The following is a 23,352-nucleotide window of genomic DNA, read 5'->3' on the forward strand; positions in this document are numbered from 1 at the left end:
GTGCCGACCGCTCGGGCCATCTTGCCAACCTGCCCGCAGCGTGTCACGCGAGGGAGTCTAAGGGCTGGGGTTGCGGCCGCGGCGCCGGATGAGAGGGAGGTCGCACGACGAAGTGACGGCGATCCGATGTCCGGATCGCGCAGAACACGTGACGGCCTGCGGCGACACGTCCTCCGGCGCCACCGGCCCTTTACGTACCGTGCGCCCCGGTTTCCGGGCTTCGTTACGAAGGTGTCGCCGAACCCACCGCCGGCAACAGCGGGACCAGCGCGTCCCAGCGGTCGATCGCGCACCCGTTCCTCCGGTCGTACGTGGCGTCGACGGGGCGCCCGGCCCAGGTGCCGGTGACGTGTGCGGTGGCGGGGCCCCCGTACTGCATGGTGCAGATCGCGTCCCGCTGCGGCGGGGCGAAGGTGTCCTGCCCCCACCGGGTGTTCCGCTCGACGGCGGCGCAGGCCCCCTCCGGGTCGGGGTGGCTGCCGCGGCCGGGCCGGCAGGTGACCTCGTACGTCCCGTCGAGGCCCTCGCCCGCGTCGCGGACGGTGACGGTGAGGCGGTCGGTCTCCTGCGCGGACGCGGCGGGCGGTGCCGCGGACAGCGTGGCGAGTGCGGCGGCGGAGACGACGGCGGCACCGGCGGCGAACCGCCGCAGCGCGGCGCGGGCGCAGGGCAGGACGCGGGGAAGGGCGCCGGGCGGCGTGGCGGGCCCGCCCGCGCCGGCGGCCCTCGCCGGGAGCGCGGACGAGGCGGGGCCGGAAGCGGGTCCGTGCGGGACGTTGCCTTGCGTGATGACCTGCGACATGCCCTGATCAACGCGCGAGCGCGCGGGACGTTGCGCCCGACGGCGTGCCGTCCGCAACAGCTTTGCCCTGCGGCCTGCCTGCCTAGTACCGTAGGGGTCGATTGGTGGCACCCCGCGCGGCTGTGTCATCATCGGCACGCACCACCGGCTCGCGCTCGCGCGCGGAAGGTTGTGCGGGGAGGCGTCGCCTAGTCCGGTCTATGGCGCCGCACTGCTAATGCGGTTTGGGCCTTAAAGCCCATCGAGGGTTCAAATCCCTCCGCCTCCGCCCCATCGACAAGCCCCGGTCCCAGCGGCCGGGGCTTCGTCGTGACCGCCGCACCAAAGGGGCGTCTCCGCAGGCGTCTGCGCAGCTGTTTGTGCAGGTCACAACGGGTGCGGCAAACGGATTTCACATGGCGGCGGCAGTCATGTAATGTTCTTCCTGTCGCCGCGAGCGGGCCGCAGGGTCCGGGAGCGGCGAGAAAACTGAAGAAGCAGACAAGCACTCGTAGCTTAACGGATAGAGCATCTGACTACGGATCAGAAGGTTGCAGGTTCGAATCCTGCCGAGTGCACAGTTCAGAGGCTCCGGATCATTCCGGGGCCTTTGTCGTGTTTCCGGGGCGTGGCCGCGAGGCTCGCCCCCGCGCGGGCAGGTCGACCGAGGCCGGACACCGCCCGCCTCCTCCCGGCTCCCTCAGTCGTCGCTGCCCCCCGCATGCCGGCGGTGCTGGAGGTTTGCGCGGAGGTAGCGGGTCAGGGCGGTGGCCGAGGCGGTGAGGAAGATGAAGGTGTAGAGGATCTGCAGGATGGTGACCAGGCGCGCGGACTGGCCCTGCGGGGTGATGTCGCCGTAGCCGATGGTGGCGAGGGTGACGAGGGTGAAGTAGAGGCCGTCGAGGCGGGTCGTCAGGCCGTCGACCTCTCCGGGGTGCTGGGCCAGTCCCTGGTAGGCGGTGGCGAAGACCAGGACGGACAGGCAGATCAGCAGCGGGATGACCAGCCCGGGCCGGGCGTTGGGATGGTCGAGCAGGACGTGGACGACCTGTTTCAGGAGCAGGCCGGCCACCAGGGCCAGGGCGAGGCCGAAGAGGACCCAGCTCAGCACCGGGCGGCGGGGGCCGAGGCCGTCGAGGGGCAGCAGGAAGTAGGCGGTGATCATGACGGTCACGGCCACGAGCTGGAAGAGCAGCGACCAGAGCGCGCGCCGCAGCGCGTGATGCGGTGAGCGGTCGCGCTCTCTGCCGGGGCGCCGGTGCGGGGACGGTGCGGACAGTGCCGTGTCCTACGCGCCGACCTCACGGCGCGGTGCGCACAGGGCCCAGATGATGAAGCCGTCGATGACGATGAGGACGATCGACCACACCGGCGCGTGAGGCAGCCACACGAAGTTGGCGATCATGCTCAGTCCGGCGAGCGCGACACCCACCACGCGGGCCCACGTCGCCCCGCGGAGCAGGGAGATGCCGGCCAGCATCACCAGGGCTCCGAGGATCAGGTGCACCCAGCCCCAGCCCGTGAGGTTGAAGGCGTAGGCGAAGTCGTCCGTGACCACGAAGACGTCGTCGTTGGCGATGGCGGCGATGCCCTGGAAGATCGCCATGATCCCGCCGAAGGTCATCAGGACCGCGGCGGCCGCGGTCCAGCCCGTCGCCCAGGCGCTCTGTGTGTCCCACGTGCTGCGTTGGTGATGCGTTCCGCCGACGTTGGTCGCCATGTGCTCACCCTTTCGGCTCTCCCGGGTGGTCCCCGAGTGGTCCCCGAGCGGTCCGCCCCCTCATCCAGATTGGCACCACGCCGCGGTCCCGGCACCTCGGCCGCCAGGCCCGCCGTTCGCAGGGTCGGCGGTGGGGCCTGCACGGCTCGCGGCGCACCGGCTCACGGTGGCCGACGGGCGGGGTGCCGTCTGGCGCTCTGAGCGGGGTCGTCGGGCGGGCCGGGGGCGTTGTCAGTGGTGGCCCTTAGTCTCGTCAGAGATGGCACAGGCATGGAGATGCTCGGGGCTGCGCTGGTCGGCGGACGGTCCCGTGCTGGTCTGGGACGGCGGTCGGCACAGCGTGCTGACCTGGGGGAAACGGGTGGCCTTCGCGGTCGCGGAAGGGGGTGTGCGGAGCTGCGTGGGGGCGCGCGGGCACAGGTGTCCGCTGGGTGCCGCGGTACCGGCGCGGAGCACGGGGGCGCGGTGCGAGGAGTGTGCGCGGCTGGACCGGGCGCATTCCGTGGCCGCCGACACGCTCGCCGACGATCCGCGGCCGTACCGCGTCTATCTGGCGTGGTTCGGGCCCGGCATGGTCAAGGTGGGGATCACCGCGGCGGCGCGGGGTCCGGTACGGCTGCTGGAGCAGGGGGCCGTCTGCTTCAGCTGGCTGGGCACCGGTCCGCTGATGGCCGCCCGGCGTACCGAGGAGCTGCTGCGGGCGGCGCTCCGGGTGCCGGACCGCATCCCCTACGCCGACAAGCGGGCGGTACGGGCGGTGCTTCCGGCCGGTGAGGGGGAGCGGGCGGCGGAGCTCGCGGAGCTGCACGGGCAGGCGGCCGGCCTGGACGGGTGGCCGGAGTCGCTCGCCCGTGAGCCGTTCCGGCCGGTCGACCACGTCGGGATCTTCGGCCTGGCCGGGACGCCGGCCGCCGTCGGAGCGGTGGGGGAACTGGCCGCGGGAGGCGCGGTGTGCGGGGAGCTGGTGGCAGCCGCTGGGCCGGATCTGCACCTGGTGCCGGCGGAGGGGGACGGCGCGGTGGTGCTGGACACGCGGTTGCTGACCGGGTGGGGGCTGGTGCCGGGTGACGGCAGGGCGTTCGACGTGCCGGTGAGGGAGCTCAAGGGGAAGGGGAACGGGAGGACGGACCGGCAGGACGGGTTGTTCTGAGACCGCCGGGGGTGTGGACCCGGAGTGCGGTGCCGGGTGATCGTGGGCGGCATGAGCGATCACCCCACCCCCACCGCCGAGGCCGCGGACGTGCGGAGCTTCTGGGAAGGGCTCGGCCTGCCCGGACTCGTCGACGTGCACACGCACTTCATGCCGGAGCGGGTGCTGGCCAAGGTGTGGGCCTACTTCGACGCCCTCGGTCCGCTGACCGGTGGCGTCGAGTGGCCGATCACCTACCGGCAGGAGGAGCGGGAACGGGCGGCGCTGCTGGGGTCGTTCGGTGTGCGGGCCTTCACCGCGATGCTCTACCCGCACAAGCCGGGCATGGCCGCGTGGCTGAACGGCTGGGCGGTCGGCTTCGCCCGCCGCACCCCCGGCTGCCTGCACACCTCCACCCTGTTCCCCGAACCGGGGGTCGAGGAATACGTCGGGGAGGCGGTCGAGGCCGGGGCGCGGGTCTTCAAGGCACACGTGCAGGTGGGGGCGTACGACCCGGCCGACGAGGCGCTCGACGCCGCCTGGGGTCTGCTCGCCGACGCCGGGGTGCCGGTGGTGATCCACTGCGGGTCGGGGCCGGCGCCGGGCAAGTACACCGGGCCGGAGCCCATCGCCCGGGTGCTGGCCCGGCACCCCCGGCTGCGGCTGATCGTGGCGCACCTCGGGATGCCCGAGTACGAGGACTTCCTGGACCTGGCGGAGCGGTACGAGGAGGTGCGCCTGGACACCACCATGGCGTTCACCGACTTCAGTGAGCGCCTGGCACCCTTCCCCCGTCGTGCCCTGCCCCGGCTGGCCGGCCTCGGCGACCGGGTGCTGCTCGGGACGGACTTCCCCAACATCCCCTACCCCTACCTCCACCAGCTGCGGGCGCTGGAGCGGCTGGACCTCGGGGAGAGCTGGCTGCGGGCGGTCTGCCACGACAACGCGGCCCGGTTGTTCCGTCTGGGCCCGGCCGGGGGGTGGGTCTGAGTCCGGCCGGGGGGTCGGCCTGAGTCCGGCCGGGGGGCCGGGATGAGTCCGGCCGCAGATTCGGCCCCCCGTCCGGTTCGGCTGAGCGGGCGGGACCGCTTGCTCAGCTTTCTCAGCGAAAACACAGAAAGCGCAAAGGCCGCTCTCACCGGGCTCGGTCACGGTGTCCGGTATGACCACGACCACGCCCCAGGGGCGCACCGAATCGCCGACGCCGGACAGGGACCCCGTCCGCGTGCTGGTGGTGGACGACGAGCAGTCGGTCACCGCCCTGCTCTCCACGGCCCTGCGTTACGAGGGCTGGCAGATCCGCAGCGCCGCCGACGGCGAGGGCGCCGTACGGGCCGCGCGCGAGTTCCGGCCCGACGCCGTCGTCCTGGACCTGGTGCTGCCGGACATGGACGGCCCGGCCGTCCTCGGGTGGCTGCGCCGGGAACTGCCGGACGTGCCCGTGCTGTTCCTGACCGCGAAGGACGCCGCCGGGGACCGTGTCGCCGGGCTGACCGCGGGCGGGGACGACCACGTCACCAAGCCGTTCGGGGTGGAGGAGGTCGTCGCGCGGCTGCGCGGGCTGATCCGGCGTTCCGACGCGGCCGGGCGGGGACCAAAGTCCCTGCTCGTCGTCGGTGACCTCACCCTCGACGAGGACAGTCACGAGGTCACGCGGGCGGGGAGGAGCATCCACCTCACGGCGACCGAGTTCGAGCTGCTGCGCTACCTGATGCGCAATCCGCGGCGGGTGCTCAGCAAGGCGCAGATCCTCGACCGGGTCTGGTCCTACGACTTCGGCGGGCAGGCCAACGTGGTCGAGCTGTACATCTCCTACCTGCGCCGGAAGATCGACGCCGGCCGGGAACCGATGATCCACACGCGGCGCGGCGCGGGATACCTGCTCAGGCCCGCGTGACATGAGCGGGCGGGACCCGTCCCGTACCGCGCACCGCAACTCCGGACCGGACGCCGGGTGTTCCGCCCTGTACACCGTATGAGACACGAGGAGATGACGGAGCGGGACTTCGCCTTCGCCCTGGACCTGCTGGTGGCGGGCATCGAGGCGATGGTCGCCCGCAGCCGCGGCTGAACCCGCCCGGCCGGGACGGGCCTTCCCGGGGCACGGGCGGCACGTATCACGCCACCTTGATTGCCGTGTCCCCAAGCTCACGGGTCAACACACCTAGATCGACGCACCCTCCCCCATCGCCTCCGCCGCGTTGTCGTACACCGGAACGTCGCGGCGCAGCCCGGTCAGTTCCAGCAGGCGGCCGACCACGCCGCCGGGCCGGGCGACCAGGTGCAGACGGGTGCCGGGGGGCAGGGCCCGGCGCACCTCGTTGATGAGGCGGACGCCCTGGGAGTCCATGAAGCGGGTAGCCGTGAGGTCGAGGACCAGGATCCTCGGCGGGTCGGGGCGGTGCCCGGCACCGGACATGATCAGCGGCAGCAGCCCGGAGGCGTTGGAGATGTCGATCTCCGTCGGCAGCGGGAGCAGCAGGTGTTCGGGTGGTCTGGGGGACGCGGGGAGGGGAGAGGAGGACACGGCGCTCACCTGGCAGTCGTTCGTCCGGCTTTCCGTACGGCCACTTCCTGACCCGGGCACCCATTCCACCACGGCCCGGGCGGGTGCGGAAGCCGTGCTTCAGCGTTCTTGTGCGGCTTCGGGCCGCCACCCCCGTCCTCACAGCGGCCCCCTTCCCACTCCACGTCCGGTCCATGTCCGGTCCATGTCCCGCCCCAGGTCCGGGCTCACCTCGGGGCTACCGAGCGGTTAGAGTTCTCTGCGTCCTGTGCTCGCAGTCGGGAATGTGCTGCGGAGCTCTCCTGCGCACGGCTGGTGGCCGTGCATGCCGAAGAGGTTCGTGGTGACTGCGTCCCGGTTCTCTGAATTGCCCCGTTTTCCGGACGGGTTCGACCTGGCCGAAGCGCTCACCGGCGCGGCCCGGCGACTGCACGGCACCTCCACCCCGCACAGCACCCTGGACACGGCGGTCCGGCTCGCGGTGGAACTCCTGCCCGGCGCCGAGTACGCGGGGATCTGCGCCGTCGAGCGGGAGAGCGGGTGCCGTCCCCTCGCCTGGTCCGACGAGATCGTGCGGGTGGCCGAGGAACCGGCGGCCACGGGCGCGGACGCCGGCCCGGCCACAGGCACAGGCGCGGACGCCGGCCCGGCCACAGGCACAGGCACAGGCACGGGCCCGGCCACAGGCACAGGCACAGGCACGGGCCCGGGCACGGCCGAGCCGTACTGGGACCGGCTCTGGCACTCCCCGGAGGCCGGCATCGCCGACAGCACCCTGGACGAGGCCGGGGCCGCCCTGGCCGGCCTGGGCCTGCGGTCCGCGCTGTCCCAGCGGCTGCGTGCCGACCGCCGCCGGCTCACCGTGCTCACCGTCTACGCCCGCAAGCCGCACGCCTTCGACGACGGCACCCGGAGGGTGGCCCGGCTCCTCACCGCCCACGCGGGCATCGCCCTCGAATCGGCCACCGTGCGCGAACAGCTCACCGAGGCCATGCGCACCCGGGACCTCATCGGTCAGGCCACCGGCATCCTCATGGAACGCATGAGCATGGACGCGTCCGGTGCCTTCGACCGCCTGGTGCGCGCCTCGCAGCGGGAGAACACCAAGCTGCGCGACCTGGCCCGCCGCATCGTCGACGCGCACGTCACCCCCGACGGCGGCGGCCGCTGACCGGCCGAGGGCGTCAACGTCCGCCGACGGGATATCCGTACGGTCATGACCTCCGAGACACCCGACACGCTGGACCACGCGATGGCCCGCAGCAGCGGACTCGACACCCTGCTGCGCGATCTCACGGACCGTGCCGTGCAGGAGGTGCCCGGTGCCTCCGCGTGCAGCATCACGGTGCGCCGTGCCGACCGGCTGCTGACTCTCGCGGGCAGCGACGGGCTGCCGAGCGGGCTCGACCAGCGCCAGTACGAGAACGGCTCCGGCCCGTGCGTGGCCGCGGCGGAGACCGGCCGGGAGCAGTACTCCTCCGATCTGACCGTGGAGGCCCGCTGGCCCGGCTACACGCGCTACGCCCTGTCCGCGGGGGTGCGCAGCGTCCTGGCCGTGCCGTTGGAGGTGACGGACGGCCGGGGTGCCGCGCTCAACCTCTACGCCGAGCAGTCGGGAGCGCTCGCCGGGGGGCGGGAGCGGGCCCGTCGCTTCGCGGTCCGCGTGGCGGACGCGGTCACCACCGCCGTGCACCTCGAACACCGGGGGCAGTCCGCCGCGGACGTGCGCACCGCGCTGCTCTCGCGCAGCGTCATCGACCAGGCGATCGGCATCCTCATGGCCCGCGAACGGATCGACGCGGACCGCGCCCTGGAGCGACTGCGCCGCGTCTCACAGGACCGGAACGTCAAGCTCCGTGACCTGTGCGGGCAGTTGGTGGCGCGCACGGCCGAGGGGTTCTCACCCGGCAGGAAGTGATGCTCCCCGTACGGCGTGCTCGCTGCTCCGGCCCGCCCGCCATCGGCTCGAGAGGCTGGCCCGGCCGGCCGGGAGCGGGCCCGGCCGGGCGGCGCCGTTGGTCGTGGGACCGGCCCGCGGCGGGGACGCGTCTCCGCTACGGAACGCGCCCGCCCGCCCACGGGCCGGGGTGGGGTCACTCGCCCGGGTGGGCGAGCTCGATGTCGTGGCCGTCGACGCCGGTGCCGTCGACCGTCAGGGCGGTGGCCACCGGCGGGAAGCCCTCGGCGATGACGGTGTAGTCGCCGCCGTCGAGGTCGGAGAAGGCGTACGCCCCGTCGGCCCCGGTGGTCGTCGTGCCGAGCACGTTGCCCGCGGCGTCGACCAGCGTCACCCGGGCGTCGGCGAGGGGGCCGTGCGGGGCGCGGACGACGCCCCGGAGCCGGGCGCCCGGCGTCAGCACGACGTCGAGCCCGGTGGTGCCGGCGCCGCCCGCCTCGACGGGCAGGGCGCGGGGCCGGTACCCGGTCGCGTTCACGGCGACGGTCACCGTGCCGGGCACCAGGTCCGTGAGGGAGAACGTGCCGTCCGCCCCGGTGGTCCCGGTGGCCAGGACGTCCCCGCGCACGTCGGTGACGATCACCGTGGCGCCGGTCACCGGGCCGCCGTCGCCGGCGGCGCGGACCACGCCCGTCAGGCAGCCGGTGCCGCTGAGCAGGATGTCGTGGCCGACCGGCTCGCCGTGCACCACGACCGTAGACGCCTGCGGCTGGTGTCCGCCGGCGGCGGCGATCAGCACGTACGACCCGGCGCCGGGCGCGTCGACCGCGTAGGCGCCGTCGGACTGCGCCACCGACCGGCCGAGCTGACGCCCGGACAGGGAGATCAGGGTGACGGCGGCGTGCGGCACGGGCACGCCCTCGGCGCCCCGCACGAGACCGCGCACGGGGATCCCGGCGGGAGCGGCGCCCCCGGTGGTCTCGTCGGCGTCCTCGGTGCTCTCCCCGGTGGGCTCCTCGGGGCGGGCGACGGTGGCGACGGCCGTGAGCGGCCCGCCGGCGGTGTCCCGCACCGCGGCCGTGGTGTCCGCGACGGCGGTGGACCGGCCCGGCACGTCGTCGGCACGCCCCACCGGGGACGCGGCCCCGGCGATGACGGCGGACGGGACCGTAGCGCCATCCGCGGCCGGGGAGCTGGCACCGGATCCGGCACCGGAGTCGGTATCGGCGGCAGCGTCGGCCTCGGCCTCCGAGGAGGCCCGCGGACCGGCGTCCGGTGCCGTGTCCGCGGTGTCGGACGAGGCCTCGGCCGCCTGGGCCAGGGCGCCCGTCGTACGCAGCGGGACCTCCTTGATGAAGAGGGTCACCAGCAGGGCGAGGAACGCGACCGGGGCGACGTACAGGAAGATGTCGGCGATGCCGTGCCCGTAGGCGCTCTCCAGCCAGGTGCGGATGGCGGGCGGCAGCAGGTCCATGTCGGGGATGGCGCCGCTGCCCGCGGACTCGGCGGCCGCCGCCCGGTCCTGCGGGCTCAGGGTGCCGATGGTGTCGGTGGCGTACTGGCTGATCCGGGAGGCCATCACGGAGCCGAGCACCGAGACGCCCGCCGCCCCGCCGAGGGACCGGAAGAAGGTCACGACCGAGGAGGCGGCCCCGAGGTCGCCCGGCGCGACCTGGTTCTGCGTGCAGAGCACCAGGTTCTGCATCATCATGCCGACGCCGAGGCCCATGAGGCCCATGAACAGGGCGATGCGCCAGTACGGGGTGTCGTAGCGCATGGTGCCCATCAGGCCCAGGCCCGCCGTGAGCAGCACGCCGCCGACGACCAGCCAGCTCTTCCACCGGCCGGTGCGGGTGATGATCAGACCGGAGACGGTGGACGACACGAACAGTCCGCCGATCATCGGGATCGTCATGACGCCCGACATGGTCGGGGACTGGCCGCGCGCCAGCTGGAAGTACTGGCTGAAGTAGACCGTGCCCGCGAACATCGCGATGCCGACGAACATCGAGGCGAGGGACGCGAGCGTGATGGTGCTGTTGCGGAACAGCCGCAGCGGGATGATCGGCTCGGCCGCCCGGGTCTCGACGAACAGGAAGACCAGGGTGAGCAGCACCGACCCGCCGACCATCGTGTACGTCTGCCAGGACAGCCAGGCGTACTTGTCGTCGGCGAAGGTGACCCAGACGAGCAGCAGGCAGACGGCGGCGGTGACGAAGAACGCGCCGGCCCAGTCGACCTTGACCCGGCGCTTGACCACCGGCAGGTTCAGCGTCTTCTGCAGGACGAGCAGGGCGATGACCGCGAAGGGCACGCCGACGTAGAGGCACCAGCGCCAGCCGAGCCAGCTGGTGTCCGTGATGACGCCGCCGAGCAGCGGTCCGCCGACGGTCGCAACGGCGAAGGTGGCGCCCAGGTAGCCGGAGTAGCGGCCGCGCTCACGCGGGGAGATCATCGCGGCCATGATGATCTGGGCGAGGGCGGACAGTCCGCCGGCGCCCAGGCCCTGGATGACGCGGGCCGTGATCAGGGTGCCCGGGTTGTGCGCCAGGCCGGCCACCACGGACCCGATGACGAAGACCACGAGGGCCATCTGGACCAGGGCCTTCTTGCTGATCAGGTCGGCCAGCTTGCCCCAGAGCGGGGTGGACGCGGTCATCGCCAGCAGGGAGGCGGTGACGACCCAGCTGTAGGCGCTCTGGCCGCCGCCGAGGTCGGCGACGATCTCGGGCAGGGCGTTGGTGACGATGGTGGAGGACAGGATCGCTGCGAACATGCCGAGCAGCAGGCCCGACAGTGCCTCCATGATCTGTCGGTGGGTCATCGGAGCTCGGCTTTCGGAGGAGCCTCCCCCGTGCTTGGCATGAGCCCGCACACCGGATGGTGTGGTCGTTGCCATGGACGTCCTTCTTCTTTATGCGCGTGCGGGTGTACGGGTGGTCCGTTCGGGGCCGGGAGGGGCCGGCCGGGGGAGGGGCGACGCCGCCGGGCGGGAGCCGGTGCGGCAGTCGTCGAAGCTGTCCCGGAGGCGGGCCATGAGGTGGGCGAGCAGGGTGACGTCGTCGTCGGACCAGTCGGAGAGGCGTTCGGCGAGCAGACGCGTGGTGTGCCGGAACAGCTCGTCGAGCCGCTCGCGGCCCTCAGGGGTCAGGCGCAGGATGCGGGAGCGCCGGTCGGCGGGGTCGGGCAGCCGCTGGAGCCAGCCGCGGTCGGCCGCCTGGGCGACGTGGCGGCTGGTCACGGACATGTCCACGGCCAGCAGCTCCGCCATCCTGCTGATGTGCATGTCGCCGTGCCGGCCGAGCAGGGCCAGCACGGCGGCGGACCCGCTGGGGCATTCGGCGGAGGTCAGCCGCCGCATCTCGCGCTTCACCGCGCCGAAGGCGCTGAACTGCCTGACCAGCTCCTCGTACTGGGCCTGCGCGGCCACGCCACCCCCCTTTCGTTGCTTAGAGCAACCACCATGCAGGTCGATGATTGCTGCAGGCAAATAAAAACCGGGGGGTCGGCCCCAAAACTTGGCAAAGGCATGTATTGCGCAGTAAACGCGCAGGTCAGCGCAGTGGGAGCCGGGAGGAGCCCCAGGGGGCGTGCCGGAAGGGGCTCCGGGAGCCGAAAGGTCCCCGTGACGGCCGTTCGGGCGGCGCCCCCGCTTGGGGTGGTCGTACCGGATTCGCTAGGGTCTCGGGCCATGGCTAACACCCAGGGCCCCCAGGGCAACCACGACCCCGCCGGCAGCACCCAGATGTTCCGTGCCTTCGTCGACGAGGCCCCCCAGGGCCGGCAGGCCGCCGCGTCGAGCGGTGGGCCCCGTATCGGCCTCATCGTCGGTGTCGTCGTCGCCGTGGCGATCGTCGCGGCGGTGGCCTGGCTGGCGCTGAAGTAACCCGGACGCGCGGCGGCCGCCGTCGCGCCCGTGAGGGGCGCACCGGCGGCCACGGAACCGTGCGGTCCGTCCGACGGAACACGACGTTCCGTCAGATGCGCGTCGCTCAGTCGGAGATGAGGCCCTCCCGCAGCTGGGCCAGGGTCCGGGTGAGCAGGCGCGAGACGTGCATCTGGGAGATGCCGACCTCCTCGCCGATCTGTGACTGGGTCATGTTGGCGAAGAACCGCAGCATGATGATGCGGCGTTCGCGCGGCGGCAGCTTGGCGAGCAGCGGCTTGAGCGACTCCCGGTACTCCACGCCCTCCAGCGCCGTGTCCTCGTAGCCGAGGCGGTCCGCGAGCGAGCCCTCGCCGCCGTCGTCCTCGGGGGCCGGGGAGTCCAGCGACGACGCCGTGTACGCGTTGCCGACCGCGAGGCCGTCGACGACGTCCTCCTCGGACACGCCCAGAACGGCGGCGAGTTCGGGCACCGTCGGCGAGCGGTCCAGCTTCTGGGAGAGTTCGTCGCTGGCCTTGGTCAGCGCGAGGCGCAGCTCCTGCAGCCGGCGCGGCACCCGCACCGACCACGACGTGTCGCGGAAGAACCGCTTGATCTCGCCGACCACGGTCGGCATCGCGAACGTCGGGAACTCCACGCCCCGTTCGCAGTCGAAACGGTCGATCGCCTTGATCAGGCCGATGGTGCCGACCTGGACGATGTCCTCCATCGGCTCGTTGCGCGAGCGGAAGCGCGCCGCGGCGTACCGCACGAGCGGGAGGTTCAGTTCGATCAGGGTGTCCCGGACGTAGGCGCGCTCGGGGCTGTTCTCGTCGAGCGCGGCGAGCCGCAGGAACAGGGAGCGGGACAGGGTGCGGGTGTCGATGGCCGCCGGGTCCGGCAGGCCGGGCGCCGGCTCGGCCGGAAGGGCCGGTACGTCATCGATGGGGCCGAGTGCGTCGAGGGCACGGGGAGCAGAGTCGCCCTCCGTGGGCGTGAGCACCTTCGAGCTGCCCTGTTCTACGGACATGCCACCCCCTTTGGGTCGCGGGACGGTCGCGGCCGGCGCTCCCCGAGTCGAGGAACGCAGCCTTCACCTGAATACCGGCGCCGGAGCTCCGGCAAACGCTCTTCCCGCAGAATGTCACATGTCGGCAACGCTCTGAAGTGACATGTCGACATCCGAGATGTGAAACGGCCCTGGAAACACGGGGTCTGACGGGGTATCGGCCGCGAAGGGCGCAGATGGGTACTGATGAGCGATTCGCTCGTGCGGGTTACGCGTCGATCCTGTTTGCGGAACGCAGCCGCTGGAAGCTACGCGCCAGTAGCCGGGAGACGTGCATCTGGGAGACGCCGAGTTCCGCGCTGATCTGGGACTGGGTCAGATTGCTGTAGTAGCGCAGCAGCAGGATGCGCTGCTCGCGCTCCGGCAGCTGGACCAGGAGGTGGCGGACGAGGTCGCGGTGCTCCACGCCGTCCAGTGCGGGGTCCTCGTAGCCGAGCCGGTCGAGCAGGCCCGGCAGCCCGTCGCCCTCCTGCGCGGCCTCCAGCGAGGTGGCGTGGTACGACCGTCCCGCCTCGATGCAGGAGAGCACCTCCTCCTCGGTGATGCGCAGCCGTTCCGCGATCTCGGCGGTCGACGGGGACCGCCCGAAGGCGGTGGTCAGGTCCTCGGTCGCGCTGGTGACCTGCACCCACAGCTCGTGCAGCCGGCGCGGTACGTGCACCGTGCGGACGTTGTCGCGGAAGTACCGCTTGATCTCGCCGACGACGGTCGGCATCGCGAACGTCGGGAACTGCACGCCCCGTTCCGGGTCGAACCGGTCGATGGCGTTGATGAGCCCGATGGTGCCGACCTGGACGACGTCCTCCATCGGCTCGTTGCGGGAGCGGAAGCGGGCGGCGGCGTAGCGCACCAGGGGCAGGTTGGCCTCGATGAGCGCGGCGCGCACCCGGGTGTGCTCGGGTGTGCCCGGCTCCAGGTCCTTGAGCTGGGCGAACAGCACCTGTGTCAGTGCCCGGGTGTCGGCGCCGCGGCGCTTGGCCGGGCTGGGCTCGGGTTCCGGTTCCCGCTCACGGGTCTCCGCGACGGTGGCCGGGGGCCGGGAGCCGTCCGGGGGCTGCGTGCCGGCGGGCGGCTGCGCGCCCGACGAGGACGGGGTGGCCGGTGCCGGGACGGGGTCCGGGGAGCGGGCCGGAGCCGGAGCCTGGGCGGACACCTGGTCCTGGGGCGGCGCAGTACTGGCCGACACGGTCAACGCCACCTCTTCATCGGTCAAACGTCCGTCAACTCATCCGTCAAAAGCGGTCATAGCATCACAAGACAGACTCACTGTGTGCAAGCACCCGCATCTTCCGTGTTGAGGGAGAGACAGCACCTCGGACGCACGAAAGCCCTCCGCCGTCATGGCGGAGGGCTCCGGGCGGACCGGGGGGCGGTCTCAGAACTCGTAGTCGGCGATCACCCACGTGGCGAACTCGCGCCACAGCGCGACGCCCGCCTCATGGTCCGGGTGCGTCAGGTACCGCTGCAGCGCGTCCGCGTCGTCGAAGGCCGAGTTGATGGCGAAGTCGTACGCGATCGGCCGGTCGGTGATGTTCCAGGCGCACTCCCAGAAGCGCACCTCGGGGATGCTGTCGCCGAGCGCGCGGAACGCCTCGACGCCCTCCACCACCTTCGGGTCGTCGCGCCGCACGCCCTCGTCCAGCCGGAAGAGCACCAGATGACGGATCATCACTTGCCTCCGTTGGCGAGCCAGGTCATGAAGTCGCCGATCGCGGAGGCCGCCTCCGATATGCCCTCGAAGCCGACCTGGACGTAGTCGGCCGCCTTCTCCGGATCCGTGATGATCACATACACCGCGAAGGCCACCAGCGCGTAGATGGCGGCCTTCTTCGCGTTCACCGCCATCGCGGCCCTCCCCAGTCCCTGTGATGTGCCGGTGTCACACGTGCCGAGCGGGCCCATGATCGCACGAAGGGTCCCTTCTGACGACGCTGCGGTGACGTCGCCGAACCCGCCGCCCGTTGGCCCGCCCGCATCCGCAGGGACGGGCAGAGACGTGCAAGGGTCTCGGGGGCAAGACGAAGGGCCCGGTCCAGTGGACCGGGCCCTTCGTCTACCAGCGGTAGCGGTGGGATTTGAACCCACGGTGACTTGCGCCACACTCGCTTTCGAGGTCTGTTCCTGTTGATCAGGCGCTCGCTCGCGGGGTCCGCCGCCGTTCACCACAGTTCCCCTGACCGGGGCGCTCACGGTGCGTGAACGGCGATGAACGCCGACGTACGGAGGTGAACTGAGACGGAAACTGAGACGGAGGGAACGGGCCGCCGATGGCTCCGGGCTCATGCTGTCGCCCTGGTGAAGGGCCGTGGGAGTCTTGACCGCAGACGACGACGGCAGACGGAGAGGGAGAGCGAGTGTCGCAGCAGACCAGCCCTCGGGGGACCTTTGTGAAGATCGCGGACGCCGTGAAGGCTGAGATCGTGGCAGAGCCTGAGATGACGGAGCTGCCGACTCTGGCGACGCTCATGGAGCGGTACGGGGTCTCCCGTGGCGTGGTGCTCCGGGCTTTCAACGTGCTCAGGGAAGAAGGGGTGGCTGAACCCGTGCCCGGCGGCCGGTGGCGCGTGATCAAAGAGGGGGAAAGCGTCGACCGCCGGCCACTGGCTGAGCGGCTTGCCGAGGTGATTACGACGGACGGTATTGCCGTTGGGGAGTCGTTCCCCAGCACCTCGGCACTCGCCACCCGATTCGGAGTCTCCCGGCCGACCGTGGCGAAGGCGCTGGACAAGCTCGAAGCCGCGGGGCTGCTGTCAGCGACGCGCCAAGGAAAACAGCGCACTGTGCTGACGGTGCCGAACAAAGAGGAGGGGTCCAAGCTGTGAGCGCATCGGGACTGACGGAGTGGGCGTACCCCCTCGCAGAGTCACTGCTGGCCGAACCGCTGCCACGCCGGTGGAAGCACTCGCTCGGAGTGGCCGAGCGAGCGAAGACGATCGCTCTCATCCTCGGGGAAGATGCCGAGCTGCTGGAGGCCGCGGCGGTACTCCATGACATCGGGTACTCGCCGGACCTTGCGAAGACCGGCTTCCATCCGCTGGACGGTGCCCGGTACCTGAGGGACCACACCGAAGCCGACGTGCGGGTGATCCGGCTGGTGGCCCACCACTCCTGTGCATGGATGGAAGCGGAGGCACGGGGACTGCGCGATGAGCTGGAGAGTGAGTTTCCCCGCGAGCGTCCGCACCTCGCGGATGCTCTCTGCTACTGCGACATGAACACCACACCGGACGGCACCCCCACCAACCCGGTGGACCGCGTGAACGAGATCGCCGGACGGTACGGGCCGGAGAGCCTGATCGGCACGTTCATCCGTCGCGCCGAACCGGAGATCCTGGCCAGTACCGCCCGTGTGCTGGAGCGGGTCGCCGCCGCGAAGCGTCAGCCGATGTAGGGGGCGACGCGCCTTTCGTCCATGGCGTGCTCGATGCGCAGGCGCATCGTCGGGTGGATGTCGAGTTCCGACAGATCCTCCGGGGTAACCCAGCGGACCTGTGTCGTCTCGCTGCTCGTACGCAGGTCACCACCGACCGGCCGCGCGCGGAAGCAGATGCTGAACTGCTGCCGCGCCTCGCCGTCGTCGTAGAGCATCACGTGTCCGGGGTCGGTGTAGATCCCGGACACGTCGACGACTTCGGCCTTGATTCCGGTCTCTTCCCACACTTCCCGCACGACCGTGTCACTGATGGACTCGCCCACGTCGTGCCCGCCGCCGGGGAGCGCCCACCGGCCGTTGTCGGACCGCTGGATCACCAGCACTTCGCCCGCGTCGTTCTGAACGAACGCGACGACGGACGGCACGACGGAGTTGGCCGGCGGGGCGTCAGGGTCGTGCAGGTAGTCGATGCGTCCCATGGTCAGGCTCCCGTGAGGTCGTGTTCAGTCACCTGGCGCGCGCCTCCCCAGGTCTGTTCGATGCTATTTGCGTAGGTGTCGAAGAGGCCCCCGCCCGGCAGTCGCCGGAGGTGAAGGACTGGCGCCAGGTACGCACCGATGCCGTATACGTGGGTGTTCACCAGCATCTCGTCATCGGCTCGGAACAGCGAGTTGTAGAGCGTCGCGTCATGTAGCCGGAACCCGATGTCGGGATGACTGGCGAACAGCGGGCGGTAGTTCATCAGTGCGTTCCGGATCTTGCCGTCCATGATCTGGTGACCCTCGTCTATGCCGCGCTGCCTGACCGCTGCACAGCTCGGGTCCCCGAGCAGGATGCGCACCTGGGCGTTCGCCTGCACCTTGGTTTTGAGCAGGTCATGGAACAGCGGGTCTTCCGATAGCCACAGTCCGGAGTAGACGAGAACGTCTATGTGCGACTGGGCCCGCTCATAGATTTCGCGCCACAGGCCGGCGGGCACCATGTGCCGGTGCGGGTAGATGGTGACGATCTCAGCCTTGCTCAGGTCGGAGGCGCTTTCGGCCGTGCGGGAGTCTTCCCACAGCGTCGTCACGTCGACTTTGAGCAGTGACGCCGTCGCGTACTGATGCCGCCGGTACGGGATTTTCCCTTGGGTGATCCAGCGTTCGACGGTCTTCGGGTTGACCTCGATCGCGGCCGCCAGGTCCTGCACGGTCATGCCCTGAGCTAAGAGAGCAGACCTTAAGCGCTCGTTGGACATCTCAACCCCCGGTGGGACGTCTAGGGACTTCCTGACGGTAGCCAGATCGCCCCAAGGTGTCCACGCGCGGGGTGAACAACGCCCCTCACCTGCACCGATCCTGATGGTGCGCCAAGAAGTCCCGGCGTGAGACACGGAGAATCCGTCGGCCAGCTTGACGAAACCCGATGCGGTACCTGTAATAGAGGTACTGCATCGGACTTCGGGGCGATCGCGGTTCTCAGCGACACCTGAGTGGCCTTCTTCGGGCTGCTCCTATGCCGCCCGGAGGGCTCTGGAAGGGGCTCGAAGGAAGCGCCGGTTCTTTGACAACTGCATAGGTGGGCCCCGCCTCCCCGAGTCGAAAAGGCGGATCGCGTGGCTACGTCGCGCATCGGCCTCTCCGCGGCCTGTTCGCTGCGGCCGGTTGCCTCCGCTGCTCGTCTCGTACGAACAGCGCTGAGGGGAGCCGGATCTACCGACTTCAACGGCGTGAGCCCCCGGTGCGGGAACACCGGGGGCTCTGTTCGGGCCGTTCCTCGCTGGAAGGAACCACGACCCATGGACCACATCGTCACTGTTCAGGACGCTGTTACCGCGTTCGCTGACTTCATGGAGCCGACGAACACGGAGCTGGACGCGATCGAGCGGGAGATGCCCGTCGTCCTGGCGGACGTCGACCTGTTGGACGCGCACATCATCACGCTGGACCGCACGCCGACCGAGCTGGACGCCCGCAGGATCCGCCGGGCCCGCCGCCGCGCCCTGGCGGCCCGCGTCGCGCTGCTGAACCGGGCGGCCGGTGTGAGCGTGCCCGGGGGTGCCGCGTGAGCGCCGACCGGGCCCTGACCCGCGCTCAGGTGGGTGTGCTGTCGGCGGCGTTCGTGCCGATGCTCGCTACCGGGGTGTTCGGTGGGATCGGCACCTACAGCAACATCGGTGACTCCTACGGCAAGGGCACCGCCCTCGGGGCCCTTGCCGCCGGTGAGGGCGCGACGGCGGTGCTTGCGCTGGTGCTGCTGGGGCTGACCATGCTCGGGCAGTCGTCCCCGCGGATCGTCCGCGTCGGCCTGTGGGTGCTGCCGGCCGCTGCCGCGGTGATGGGTGCGATGGCGGCGCCCGATTTGGGCCGCATGGTCATCTACGCGCTGACCCCGATGGGCATGTCCGTCTCGGCCGAGGGCATGGCGTTCCTGGCCCGCCGGATCGTGGTGCACACCGACGGCCGGGACGCGGAGCACGAACGGCGCACGGCCGATCTGGTGCAGGCGCTCGCCTACCACCGCGCCCGCGCCACCCACCACCCCAGCGACCGGGTCAGGACGTGGTCGGAGCGTAAGTCGTGGCGTCTGGCCCGCAAGGTCGGCGTCGGCGACACCGCGCTCGGATCGAGGCTGCTGGACGTGCAGCGCGACCGGGTCACGGCCGGTGCGGATGCCGCGCTCGCCTCGATGTTCGGCACCACCATCCCCGACCCCACCCCTCCCGCGAATGCGGAGGAATCCACCAAGACCACAAGGAAACGGTCTACGGCTGACCTGCCCGAATCGACCCCGGACCCGGTCGTAACACTCACCCGGCTGACCATGCCGGAACCGGTCGCGGTCGACCTGGGCAAGTCGATTCCCCCGCTCAAGCCGACACCGGCGATCCCCGCCCCGACAGACACGCCCCGGCGGGCGGTTGCGGCGGAGTCGACCCCGCCGCGTCGGGCGACCGGTCGACTCCCCGAGGTGGCCCGATCACCCCGCCCCAAGCGCACCTGGGACCAGCTGCTCGCCGAGGCACGAGCGGCGACCGCCGGACTGCCGGACGCGAAGGTGACCGGTGAGGGCATCCGCCGCGCCGTGCGCACGTCACCGGCGAGCGCCCGCAAGCTGCGGGACACCCTGCTCGCCGAACGCACCACGGCTGAGGCGGCGTGATGGGGGCGCTGCCGGTGTTCCGGTGGCGCTACGCCCCGGACGGCTACGCCACCCGCCGACAGCTCCGCGCCCAAGGGCTACGCCCCGGCGGTCAGGAGGTGGCCGCGCAGTTGGAGCGGCCCCGCCGTCGGCGGGGGCCGCTGGTCGCCTACCTCTACCGCGTCGACCTCGCCAAGCCGGTCCGCCCGATGACGCCGGCCCGCCGGGCGGCGCTTGCCAAGGCCAACGCCGCCCGGCGCCTGTGCCCGTCCTGCGGGCGTGATGCCGGATACGTCATCCCCACCTCGCTGGGCACCTGCGTGCCCTGCGCCTACCCCGACCCGAACGGGCCGGAAGGGAGCACCCGATGAGCAACGCCGACCTGCGCCGCATCGACCGCGAGATCCGGGCCACAACGAAGAAGCTCGAAGCGGTCCGCCGGGGGGAGTTGTGGCCGCTGAACAGCCACGAGCGCCGGGCGATGCTCCGCGCCGCCGCCGGGGGCGCCTACCGCACCCTGCGGGGCCGCAGCACCGGCCGCGCCGAGACACAGATCGAATCCACCGGCACCGCCGCCGAAATGCGGCTCACCGCCGAACTCAACGCCCTGCACGGCGAGCGGCAGCGGCTCATCACCGAGGCCGCCCGCGCCAAGGCTGCCAAGAAGTCCTCCGGCTGGTGGTGACCATGCAGCACGCCACCCGGCGGTGCCCCGCCGCTCACCCTGATGACCCGACCCTGTGCGCCGGTCCGGTCGCCGTGACCGTGCTGGACGCCTCAAACGCGGGAGCACAGGGCTGCGAGCACCACGCTGCCCGGCTGCTGGCCTCCCTGGACGGGGGCCGCGTCTACGCGCTGCCCGACGCCCCTACCGGGGCCGCGATCCGCGTGTTCACCACCGCCGACACCCTGCGCCCCTTCTGCTGGGTCGACGGACCACGCACGCAACCGTCCCAGTTCAGCCGTGCCGAGAACCGCACCCCCACAGCCGCTGACTCCCGACCGGTGGCCGCCCGCGAGGCGGCCACCGCACCTCTCGCCTTCCCGCCCCGGCAGGGGCAGTCAGGAGACGTTCCGTCATGAGCGACAACGTCGTTCACCTGCACAAGCACACCGACCCCCCGCCCGCCGACACCCCGGCCGTGACCACACTGACCGTCGTTCCGGACGCCCCGCCCGCGCGGCCGGTGCCGGTGTGGGTGCGCTCCGGCCGCGCCGTCCGCACCGCTGTCACGCACGAGCGGACCCGGGCCGCGGGTCGCGCGGTGGTCCGGCACGGCCTCTACACCGTCAACGGCGGCAGGATCGCCGCCCATCGTGCGTGGGACGGCCGCACCGGCTCCCGCTACGAGCGGATGATCCGGGCGGCGGAGGCCGCGGGGAACCTGGAAGCGGCCCAGGAGTGGGAGGAGCGGTTGCAGCGCTTCCGGGCCGCCCGCCATCACCGCCGCATGGACCTGCTCCACTCCCCGGTAGACGCGGCCAAGGGAGTCGCCGTTGGCGCCGGCATGAGCGTCGGTGTCCTGGTCGCCCTCGGGGTCGCCCTTGCCATCAGCACCGGCAACGTCACCGACGTGGTCACGCCGTTGTCAGCGACCATCGACTTCATCGCCTTACTCATCCGCATCGTGCAGGTGGTGTGGGGGCCGCTGCTCACGGTGGGCCCGCTGCTCGCGCTGCTCGCCCTGTGGTCCGTCGGCCGCAAGCAGCACGCCGCCCCACAGTGGGCCCTTCCGGTGAATGTCCGTACGGGGGAGGGGGAGCCGATCACCCCGTCCATCGTCGTCAAGGCCCTCCGAGACCTCGGCATCCCCGCCCTGGCCCGCGCCATCAAGGAGATGGGCGACGCCGGCGCCTCCATGCTCGGGCCGATCACCATCGCCGGATGCGGCGTGGAAGTCGACGTCACCCTGCCCTCGGGGGTGTCGACGAACGAGGTGCAGGGCAAGCGGCGGAAGCTGGCGGAGAACCTCACGAGGCACGAGCACGAGGTGTTCATCACCATCCCCCAGGCCGCCCGCACCGTCAGGTTGTGGGTCGCAGACTCGGGGGCGCTGGATGAGCCGATCGGTCCGTCCCCGCTGGTCACGGACGAGACGATGACCGCCGACTACGCCAAGGGCAAGGCGCCGTGGGGGCAGGACCTGCGCGGGGATGCCGCCGCCCTGTCGCTGTATCAGCGGCACCTGCTCATCACCGGCCTGTCCAACCAGGGCAAGACCGTCGCCCTGCGCTCGCTGGCGCTGTGGCTGTCGCTGGACCGGTCGGTGCAGTTCCTCATGGGCGACCTCAAGGGCGTCGGGGACTGGGCCATGTTCGACGGCCTCGCCACCACCCTGGTCCAGGGGCCGACCGATGAGCACGTCATCCAGGTGACCGAGATGGTGGAAGGGGCGGTGGTGGAGATGAACCGCCGCATTCAGGCACCTCCCGGCACCACGTTCCCGCCGCTGATCGTGCTGGTCGACGAGGCGCAGGTGGCGTTCATGTGTCCGGCCAAGGACGAAGAGAAGCGCCCGTACGGCGGTAGCAGGGCCAACAGCCGGTACTTCATGGCCGTCCGCAAGATTCACAACCAGGGCCGTGCGGTGAACGTGCTGATGTGGCAGGGCACCCAGGACCCGACGAACGAGAACCTGCCCAAGCTCGTGCGTGAGGGCGCCCACACCCGCGCCTCGCTGGCCCTCGGTACCGAGTCCCAGGCACGCATGGCGTTGGGGGACAAGGCCGTGGACGGCGGCGCGGCGCCGAACCTGCTGCGTCCCGGGCTGGACCGGGGCACGCTTGTCGTCGCCTCCGACGGGATCAGCATCCCGGCGGGGCAGTCGTCCATCACGGTGCGCACGCACTACATCGACGACGACAACGCGAAGGCCATCACCGACCGGGCCAAGGCCCTGCGCGACGGCGTCACCACCCTCCACGCCATCGAGCACACCGAGGAGCACGACCCGCTCGCGGACATCGCCGCCGTCATCGGCGACGCCCCCCGGGTGCGCACCAAGGACGTCCTCGCCCGGCTCGCCACGAAGAACGCGGACGCCTACGGCGGCTGGTCGTTCCTCGACCTCAAGCGCGTCCTCGACGACGCGGGCGCCTCGCCCTACAAGTCCGATGGCGTCATGTGCGTGGCCCGCGACCGCGTCGCCCGCGCCCTCACCAACCGCGACACCGAAGGTTCCGCTTCCGCCGAATGACGGCAGGGAGCCGACCGTGTGCGGGTCAGGGAGACAGGGAGAACTCCCTATCCGCCTCCCTGACCTGCCTCCCTGGCTCTGACCTGCACGAATGATCGTTCAGGGAGTCAGGGAGGCGCCCCAGGTCAGACCCTTGAACCCCCCTCTACACGGCACCCCCGAGGGGGTGTCTCCGCCTCCCTGACCAACGCTTGGAAGGGATTCCGCATGTACCTCGAACCTGCCCGCCACGCGCCCGCCGAACGGGCGTTACCGGTCCACTCCCCGACCCCGATCACACCGTCCGTCGTCCAGCCCGCGCCGGTCGTTCCGGTGCAGCCGGGGCACGTGCCGGCGGTTGCGAGCATCGTCCTGCCGGACGGACGTGTCGTGACTGGCTACGCCATCGAGCACCCGCAGCCCGCGCCGGTCACGGCGCCGCCGCCCGTCTCCCGTGCGGCGGTGAACGTCGCCCTCGGAGGCGTCGGGTTCCTCGCGGTGTGCGGCGGGCTGCTGCTGCTCACCTCGTTCATCGCCGCCCTGACCGCGTTCATCGGTCAGCTCATCATCCTGGCCGCCGTCATCTTCGGCGGCTGGATCGCCGTCCAGGTCCTCAGTACGAGCAGCGGCGGCAGCGGCACGACGGTGAACATCCGCCGGGCCACGTTCAAGCGCAACCACTTCCACGGCTGACCAAGTACAAGGAGAAGTCC

Annotated in this window: 27 protein-coding genes, 2 tRNA genes and 1 pseudogene; 18 read left to right on the forward strand and 12 right to left on the reverse strand. The window is 71.4% G+C overall.

What is annotated here, in order from left to right:
• Positions 1 to 223: 223 nt before the first annotated feature.
• A complete protein-coding gene (locus ACIRPP_RS18545; RefSeq protein ID WP_403643699.1) occupies positions 224 to 802 on the reverse strand; it encodes an SSI family serine proteinase inhibitor in 579 nt (192 codons plus the stop codon).
• A 177-nt stretch (positions 803 to 979) separates the two neighbouring features.
• On the opposite strand from ACIRPP_RS18545, the gene ACIRPP_RS18550 reads away from it, so the two are divergent.
• Positions 980 to 1,070: transfer RNA gene (locus ACIRPP_RS18550), tRNA-Ser, on the forward strand.
• A gap of 216 nt (positions 1,071 to 1,286) precedes the next feature.
• Positions 1,287 to 1,359, forward strand: a tRNA-Arg gene (locus ACIRPP_RS18555).
• Positions 1,360 to 1,481: 122 nt separating this feature from the next.
• Here ACIRPP_RS18555 and ACIRPP_RS18560 read toward each other — a convergent pair.
• Entirely contained in the window at positions 1,482 to 1,946 is a 465-nt protein-coding gene (locus ACIRPP_RS18560) for a potassium channel family protein (protein ID WP_403643973.1), read from the reverse strand.
• A 123-nt stretch (positions 1,947 to 2,069) separates the two neighbouring features.
• The gene (locus tag ACIRPP_RS18565) at positions 2,070 to 2,501 is read right to left on the reverse strand and encodes a hypothetical protein (RefSeq protein WP_403643701.1); all 432 of its coding nucleotides are present in this window, start codon (positions 2,499 to 2,501) and stop codon (positions 2,070 to 2,072) included.
• A 259-nt stretch (positions 2,502 to 2,760) separates the two neighbouring features.
• Here ACIRPP_RS18565 and ACIRPP_RS18570 point away from each other — a divergent pair, with 259 nt between their 5' ends.
• The 4 genes and pseudogenes from ACIRPP_RS18570 to ACIRPP_RS18585 form a co-directional block, all read left to right on the forward strand.
• Positions 2,761 to 3,651, forward strand: coding sequence for a DUF2797 domain-containing protein (locus tag ACIRPP_RS18570; RefSeq protein ID WP_403643704.1), 891 nt, complete (start codon positions 2,761 to 2,763; stop codon positions 3,649 to 3,651).
• A gap of 51 nt (positions 3,652 to 3,702) precedes the next feature.
• The gene (locus ACIRPP_RS18575; RefSeq protein ID WP_403643707.1) at positions 3,703 to 4,620 is read left to right on the forward strand and encodes an amidohydrolase family protein; all 918 of its coding nucleotides are present in this window, start codon (positions 3,703 to 3,705) and stop codon (positions 4,618 to 4,620) included.
• A 172-nt stretch (positions 4,621 to 4,792) separates the two neighbouring features.
• On the forward strand, positions 4,793 to 5,527 hold the full coding sequence (locus ACIRPP_RS18580) for a response regulator transcription factor (protein WP_403643710.1): 735 nt from the start codon (positions 4,793 to 4,795) through the stop codon (positions 5,525 to 5,527).
• Positions 5,528 to 5,614: 87 nt separating this feature from the next.
• Positions 5,615 to 5,701: pseudogene (locus tag ACIRPP_RS18585) on the forward strand (TetR/AcrR family transcriptional regulator); the annotation flags it as partial.
• A 93-nt stretch (positions 5,702 to 5,794) separates the two neighbouring features.
• Here ACIRPP_RS18585 and ACIRPP_RS18590 read toward each other — a convergent pair.
• Entirely contained in the window at positions 5,795 to 6,157 is a 363-nt protein-coding gene (locus ACIRPP_RS18590; protein WP_403643713.1) for an STAS domain-containing protein, read from the reverse strand.
• A gap of 304 nt (positions 6,158 to 6,461) precedes the next feature.
• On the opposite strand from ACIRPP_RS18590, the gene ACIRPP_RS18595 reads away from it, so the two are divergent.
• Together ACIRPP_RS18595 and ACIRPP_RS18600 are read left to right on the forward strand one after the other, a co-directional pair.
• Positions 6,462 to 7,307 carry a GAF and ANTAR domain-containing protein gene (locus tag ACIRPP_RS18595; RefSeq protein WP_403643715.1) on the forward strand — a complete coding sequence of 282 codons (846 nt, stop codon included), beginning with the start codon at positions 6,462 to 6,464 and terminating at the stop codon, positions 7,305 to 7,307.
• Between the two features lie 45 nt (positions 7,308 to 7,352).
• On the forward strand, positions 7,353 to 8,054 hold the full coding sequence (locus ACIRPP_RS18600; RefSeq protein ID WP_403643718.1) for a GAF and ANTAR domain-containing protein: 702 nt from the start codon (positions 7,353 to 7,355) through the stop codon (positions 8,052 to 8,054).
• A gap of 175 nt (positions 8,055 to 8,229) precedes the next feature.
• Here ACIRPP_RS18600 and ACIRPP_RS18605 read toward each other — a convergent pair whose 3' ends face one another.
• Positions 8,230 to 10,932 carry an MFS transporter gene (locus ACIRPP_RS18605; RefSeq protein WP_403643721.1) on the reverse strand — a complete coding sequence of 901 codons (2,703 nt, stop codon included), beginning with the start codon at positions 10,930 to 10,932 and terminating at the stop codon, positions 8,230 to 8,232.
• Between the two features lie 15 nt (positions 10,933 to 10,947).
• Positions 10,948 to 11,463 carry a MarR family winged helix-turn-helix transcriptional regulator gene (locus ACIRPP_RS18610; RefSeq protein WP_403643724.1) on the reverse strand — a complete coding sequence of 172 codons (516 nt, stop codon included), beginning with the start codon at positions 11,461 to 11,463 and terminating at the stop codon, positions 10,948 to 10,950.
• Between the two features lie 261 nt (positions 11,464 to 11,724).
• On the opposite strand from ACIRPP_RS18610, the gene ACIRPP_RS18615 reads away from it, so the two are divergent.
• The gene (locus ACIRPP_RS18615) at positions 11,725 to 11,919 is read left to right on the forward strand and encodes a hypothetical protein (protein WP_081241162.1); all 195 of its coding nucleotides are present in this window, start codon (positions 11,725 to 11,727) and stop codon (positions 11,917 to 11,919) included.
• A gap of 106 nt (positions 11,920 to 12,025) precedes the next feature.
• Here ACIRPP_RS18615 and ACIRPP_RS18620 read toward each other — a convergent pair whose 3' ends face one another.
• The 4 genes from ACIRPP_RS18620 to ACIRPP_RS18635 form a co-directional block, all read right to left on the reverse strand.
• Complete coding sequence (locus ACIRPP_RS18620) at positions 12,026 to 12,928, reverse strand: RNA polymerase sigma factor SigF (RefSeq protein WP_164337699.1); 903 nt, start codon at positions 12,926 to 12,928, stop codon at positions 12,026 to 12,028.
• A 247-nt stretch (positions 12,929 to 13,175) separates the two neighbouring features.
• Positions 13,176 to 14,153, reverse strand: coding sequence for a SigB/SigF/SigG family RNA polymerase sigma factor (locus ACIRPP_RS18625; protein WP_403643727.1), 978 nt, complete (start codon positions 14,151 to 14,153; stop codon positions 13,176 to 13,178).
• Positions 14,154 to 14,342: 189 nt separating this feature from the next.
• The gene (locus tag ACIRPP_RS18630; RefSeq protein WP_403643730.1) at positions 14,343 to 14,636 is read right to left on the reverse strand and encodes a Dabb family protein; all 294 of its coding nucleotides are present in this window, start codon (positions 14,634 to 14,636) and stop codon (positions 14,343 to 14,345) included.
• Entirely contained in the window at positions 14,636 to 14,812 is a 177-nt protein-coding gene (locus ACIRPP_RS18635) for a hypothetical protein (protein ID WP_403643732.1), read from the reverse strand. The genes ACIRPP_RS18630 and ACIRPP_RS18635 overlap by 1 nt, the downstream gene beginning before the upstream one ends.
• 509 nt (positions 14,813 to 15,321) lie before the next feature.
• On the opposite strand from ACIRPP_RS18635, the gene ACIRPP_RS18640 reads away from it, so the two are divergent.
• Positions 15,322 to 15,789 (forward strand): GntR family transcriptional regulator, encoded by a 468-nt coding sequence (locus tag ACIRPP_RS18640; protein WP_403643735.1) that lies wholly within the window; start codon positions 15,322 to 15,324, stop codon positions 15,787 to 15,789.
• Complete coding sequence (locus ACIRPP_RS18645; RefSeq protein ID WP_403643738.1) at positions 15,786 to 16,358, forward strand: HD domain-containing protein; 573 nt, start codon at positions 15,786 to 15,788, stop codon at positions 16,356 to 16,358. The genes ACIRPP_RS18640 and ACIRPP_RS18645 overlap by 4 nt, the downstream gene beginning before the upstream one ends.
• Here the strand turns inward: ACIRPP_RS18645 and ACIRPP_RS18650 are convergent.
• On the reverse strand, positions 16,346 to 16,819 hold the full coding sequence (locus ACIRPP_RS18650; protein ID WP_403643741.1) for an NUDIX hydrolase: 474 nt from the start codon (positions 16,817 to 16,819) through the stop codon (positions 16,346 to 16,348). The genes ACIRPP_RS18645 and ACIRPP_RS18650 overlap by 13 nt on opposite strands.
• Positions 16,820 to 16,821: 2 nt before the next feature.
• Positions 16,822 to 17,538, reverse strand: coding sequence for an XRE family transcriptional regulator (locus ACIRPP_RS18655; RefSeq protein ID WP_403643744.1), 717 nt, complete (start codon positions 17,536 to 17,538; stop codon positions 16,822 to 16,824).
• A 582-nt stretch (positions 17,539 to 18,120) separates the two neighbouring features.
• Between ACIRPP_RS18655 and ACIRPP_RS18660 the strand changes: the two genes are divergently transcribed.
• The 7 genes from ACIRPP_RS18660 (at position 18,121) to ACIRPP_RS18690 (ending at position 23,332) form a co-directional block, all read left to right on the forward strand.
• Positions 18,121 to 18,390: a DUF6284 family protein gene (locus ACIRPP_RS18660; protein ID WP_403643747.1), complete on the forward strand. Its 270-nt coding sequence runs from the start codon at positions 18,121 to 18,123 to the stop codon at positions 18,388 to 18,390.
• 59 nt (positions 18,391 to 18,449) lie between these two features.
• Positions 18,450 to 19,484 carry a conjugal transfer protein gene (locus ACIRPP_RS18665; RefSeq protein WP_403643976.1) on the forward strand — a complete coding sequence of 345 codons (1,035 nt, stop codon included), beginning with the start codon at positions 18,450 to 18,452 and terminating at the stop codon, positions 19,482 to 19,484.
• A complete protein-coding gene (locus ACIRPP_RS18670) occupies positions 19,484 to 19,834 on the forward strand; it encodes an RRQRL motif-containing zinc-binding protein (protein ID WP_403643750.1) in 351 nt (116 codons plus the stop codon). The genes ACIRPP_RS18665 and ACIRPP_RS18670 overlap by 1 nt, the downstream gene beginning before the upstream one ends.
• Positions 19,831 to 20,148, forward strand: a complete 318-nt coding sequence (locus ACIRPP_RS18675) for a hypothetical protein (RefSeq protein WP_403643753.1) — start codon at positions 19,831 to 19,833, stop codon at positions 20,146 to 20,148. The genes ACIRPP_RS18670 and ACIRPP_RS18675 overlap by 4 nt, the downstream gene beginning before the upstream one ends.
• 2 nt (positions 20,149 to 20,150) lie before the next feature.
• Positions 20,151 to 20,546, forward strand: coding sequence for a hypothetical protein (locus ACIRPP_RS18680; RefSeq protein ID WP_403643756.1), 396 nt, complete (start codon positions 20,151 to 20,153; stop codon positions 20,544 to 20,546).
• Entirely contained in the window at positions 20,543 to 22,660 is a 2,118-nt protein-coding gene (locus ACIRPP_RS18685) for an FtsK/SpoIIIE domain-containing protein (protein ID WP_403643759.1), read from the forward strand. The genes ACIRPP_RS18680 and ACIRPP_RS18685 overlap by 4 nt, the downstream gene beginning before the upstream one ends.
• Before the next feature lie 207 nt (positions 22,661 to 22,867).
• On the forward strand, positions 22,868 to 23,332 hold the full coding sequence (locus ACIRPP_RS18690; RefSeq protein WP_403643762.1) for a hypothetical protein: 465 nt from the start codon (positions 22,868 to 22,870) through the stop codon (positions 23,330 to 23,332).
• Positions 23,333 to 23,352 lie beyond the last annotated feature (20 nt).

The sequence above is a fragment of the Streptomyces sp. NPDC101219 genome (assembly GCF_044767675.1).
Lineage (GTDB): Bacteria > Actinomycetota > Actinomycetes > Streptomycetales > Streptomycetaceae > Streptomyces.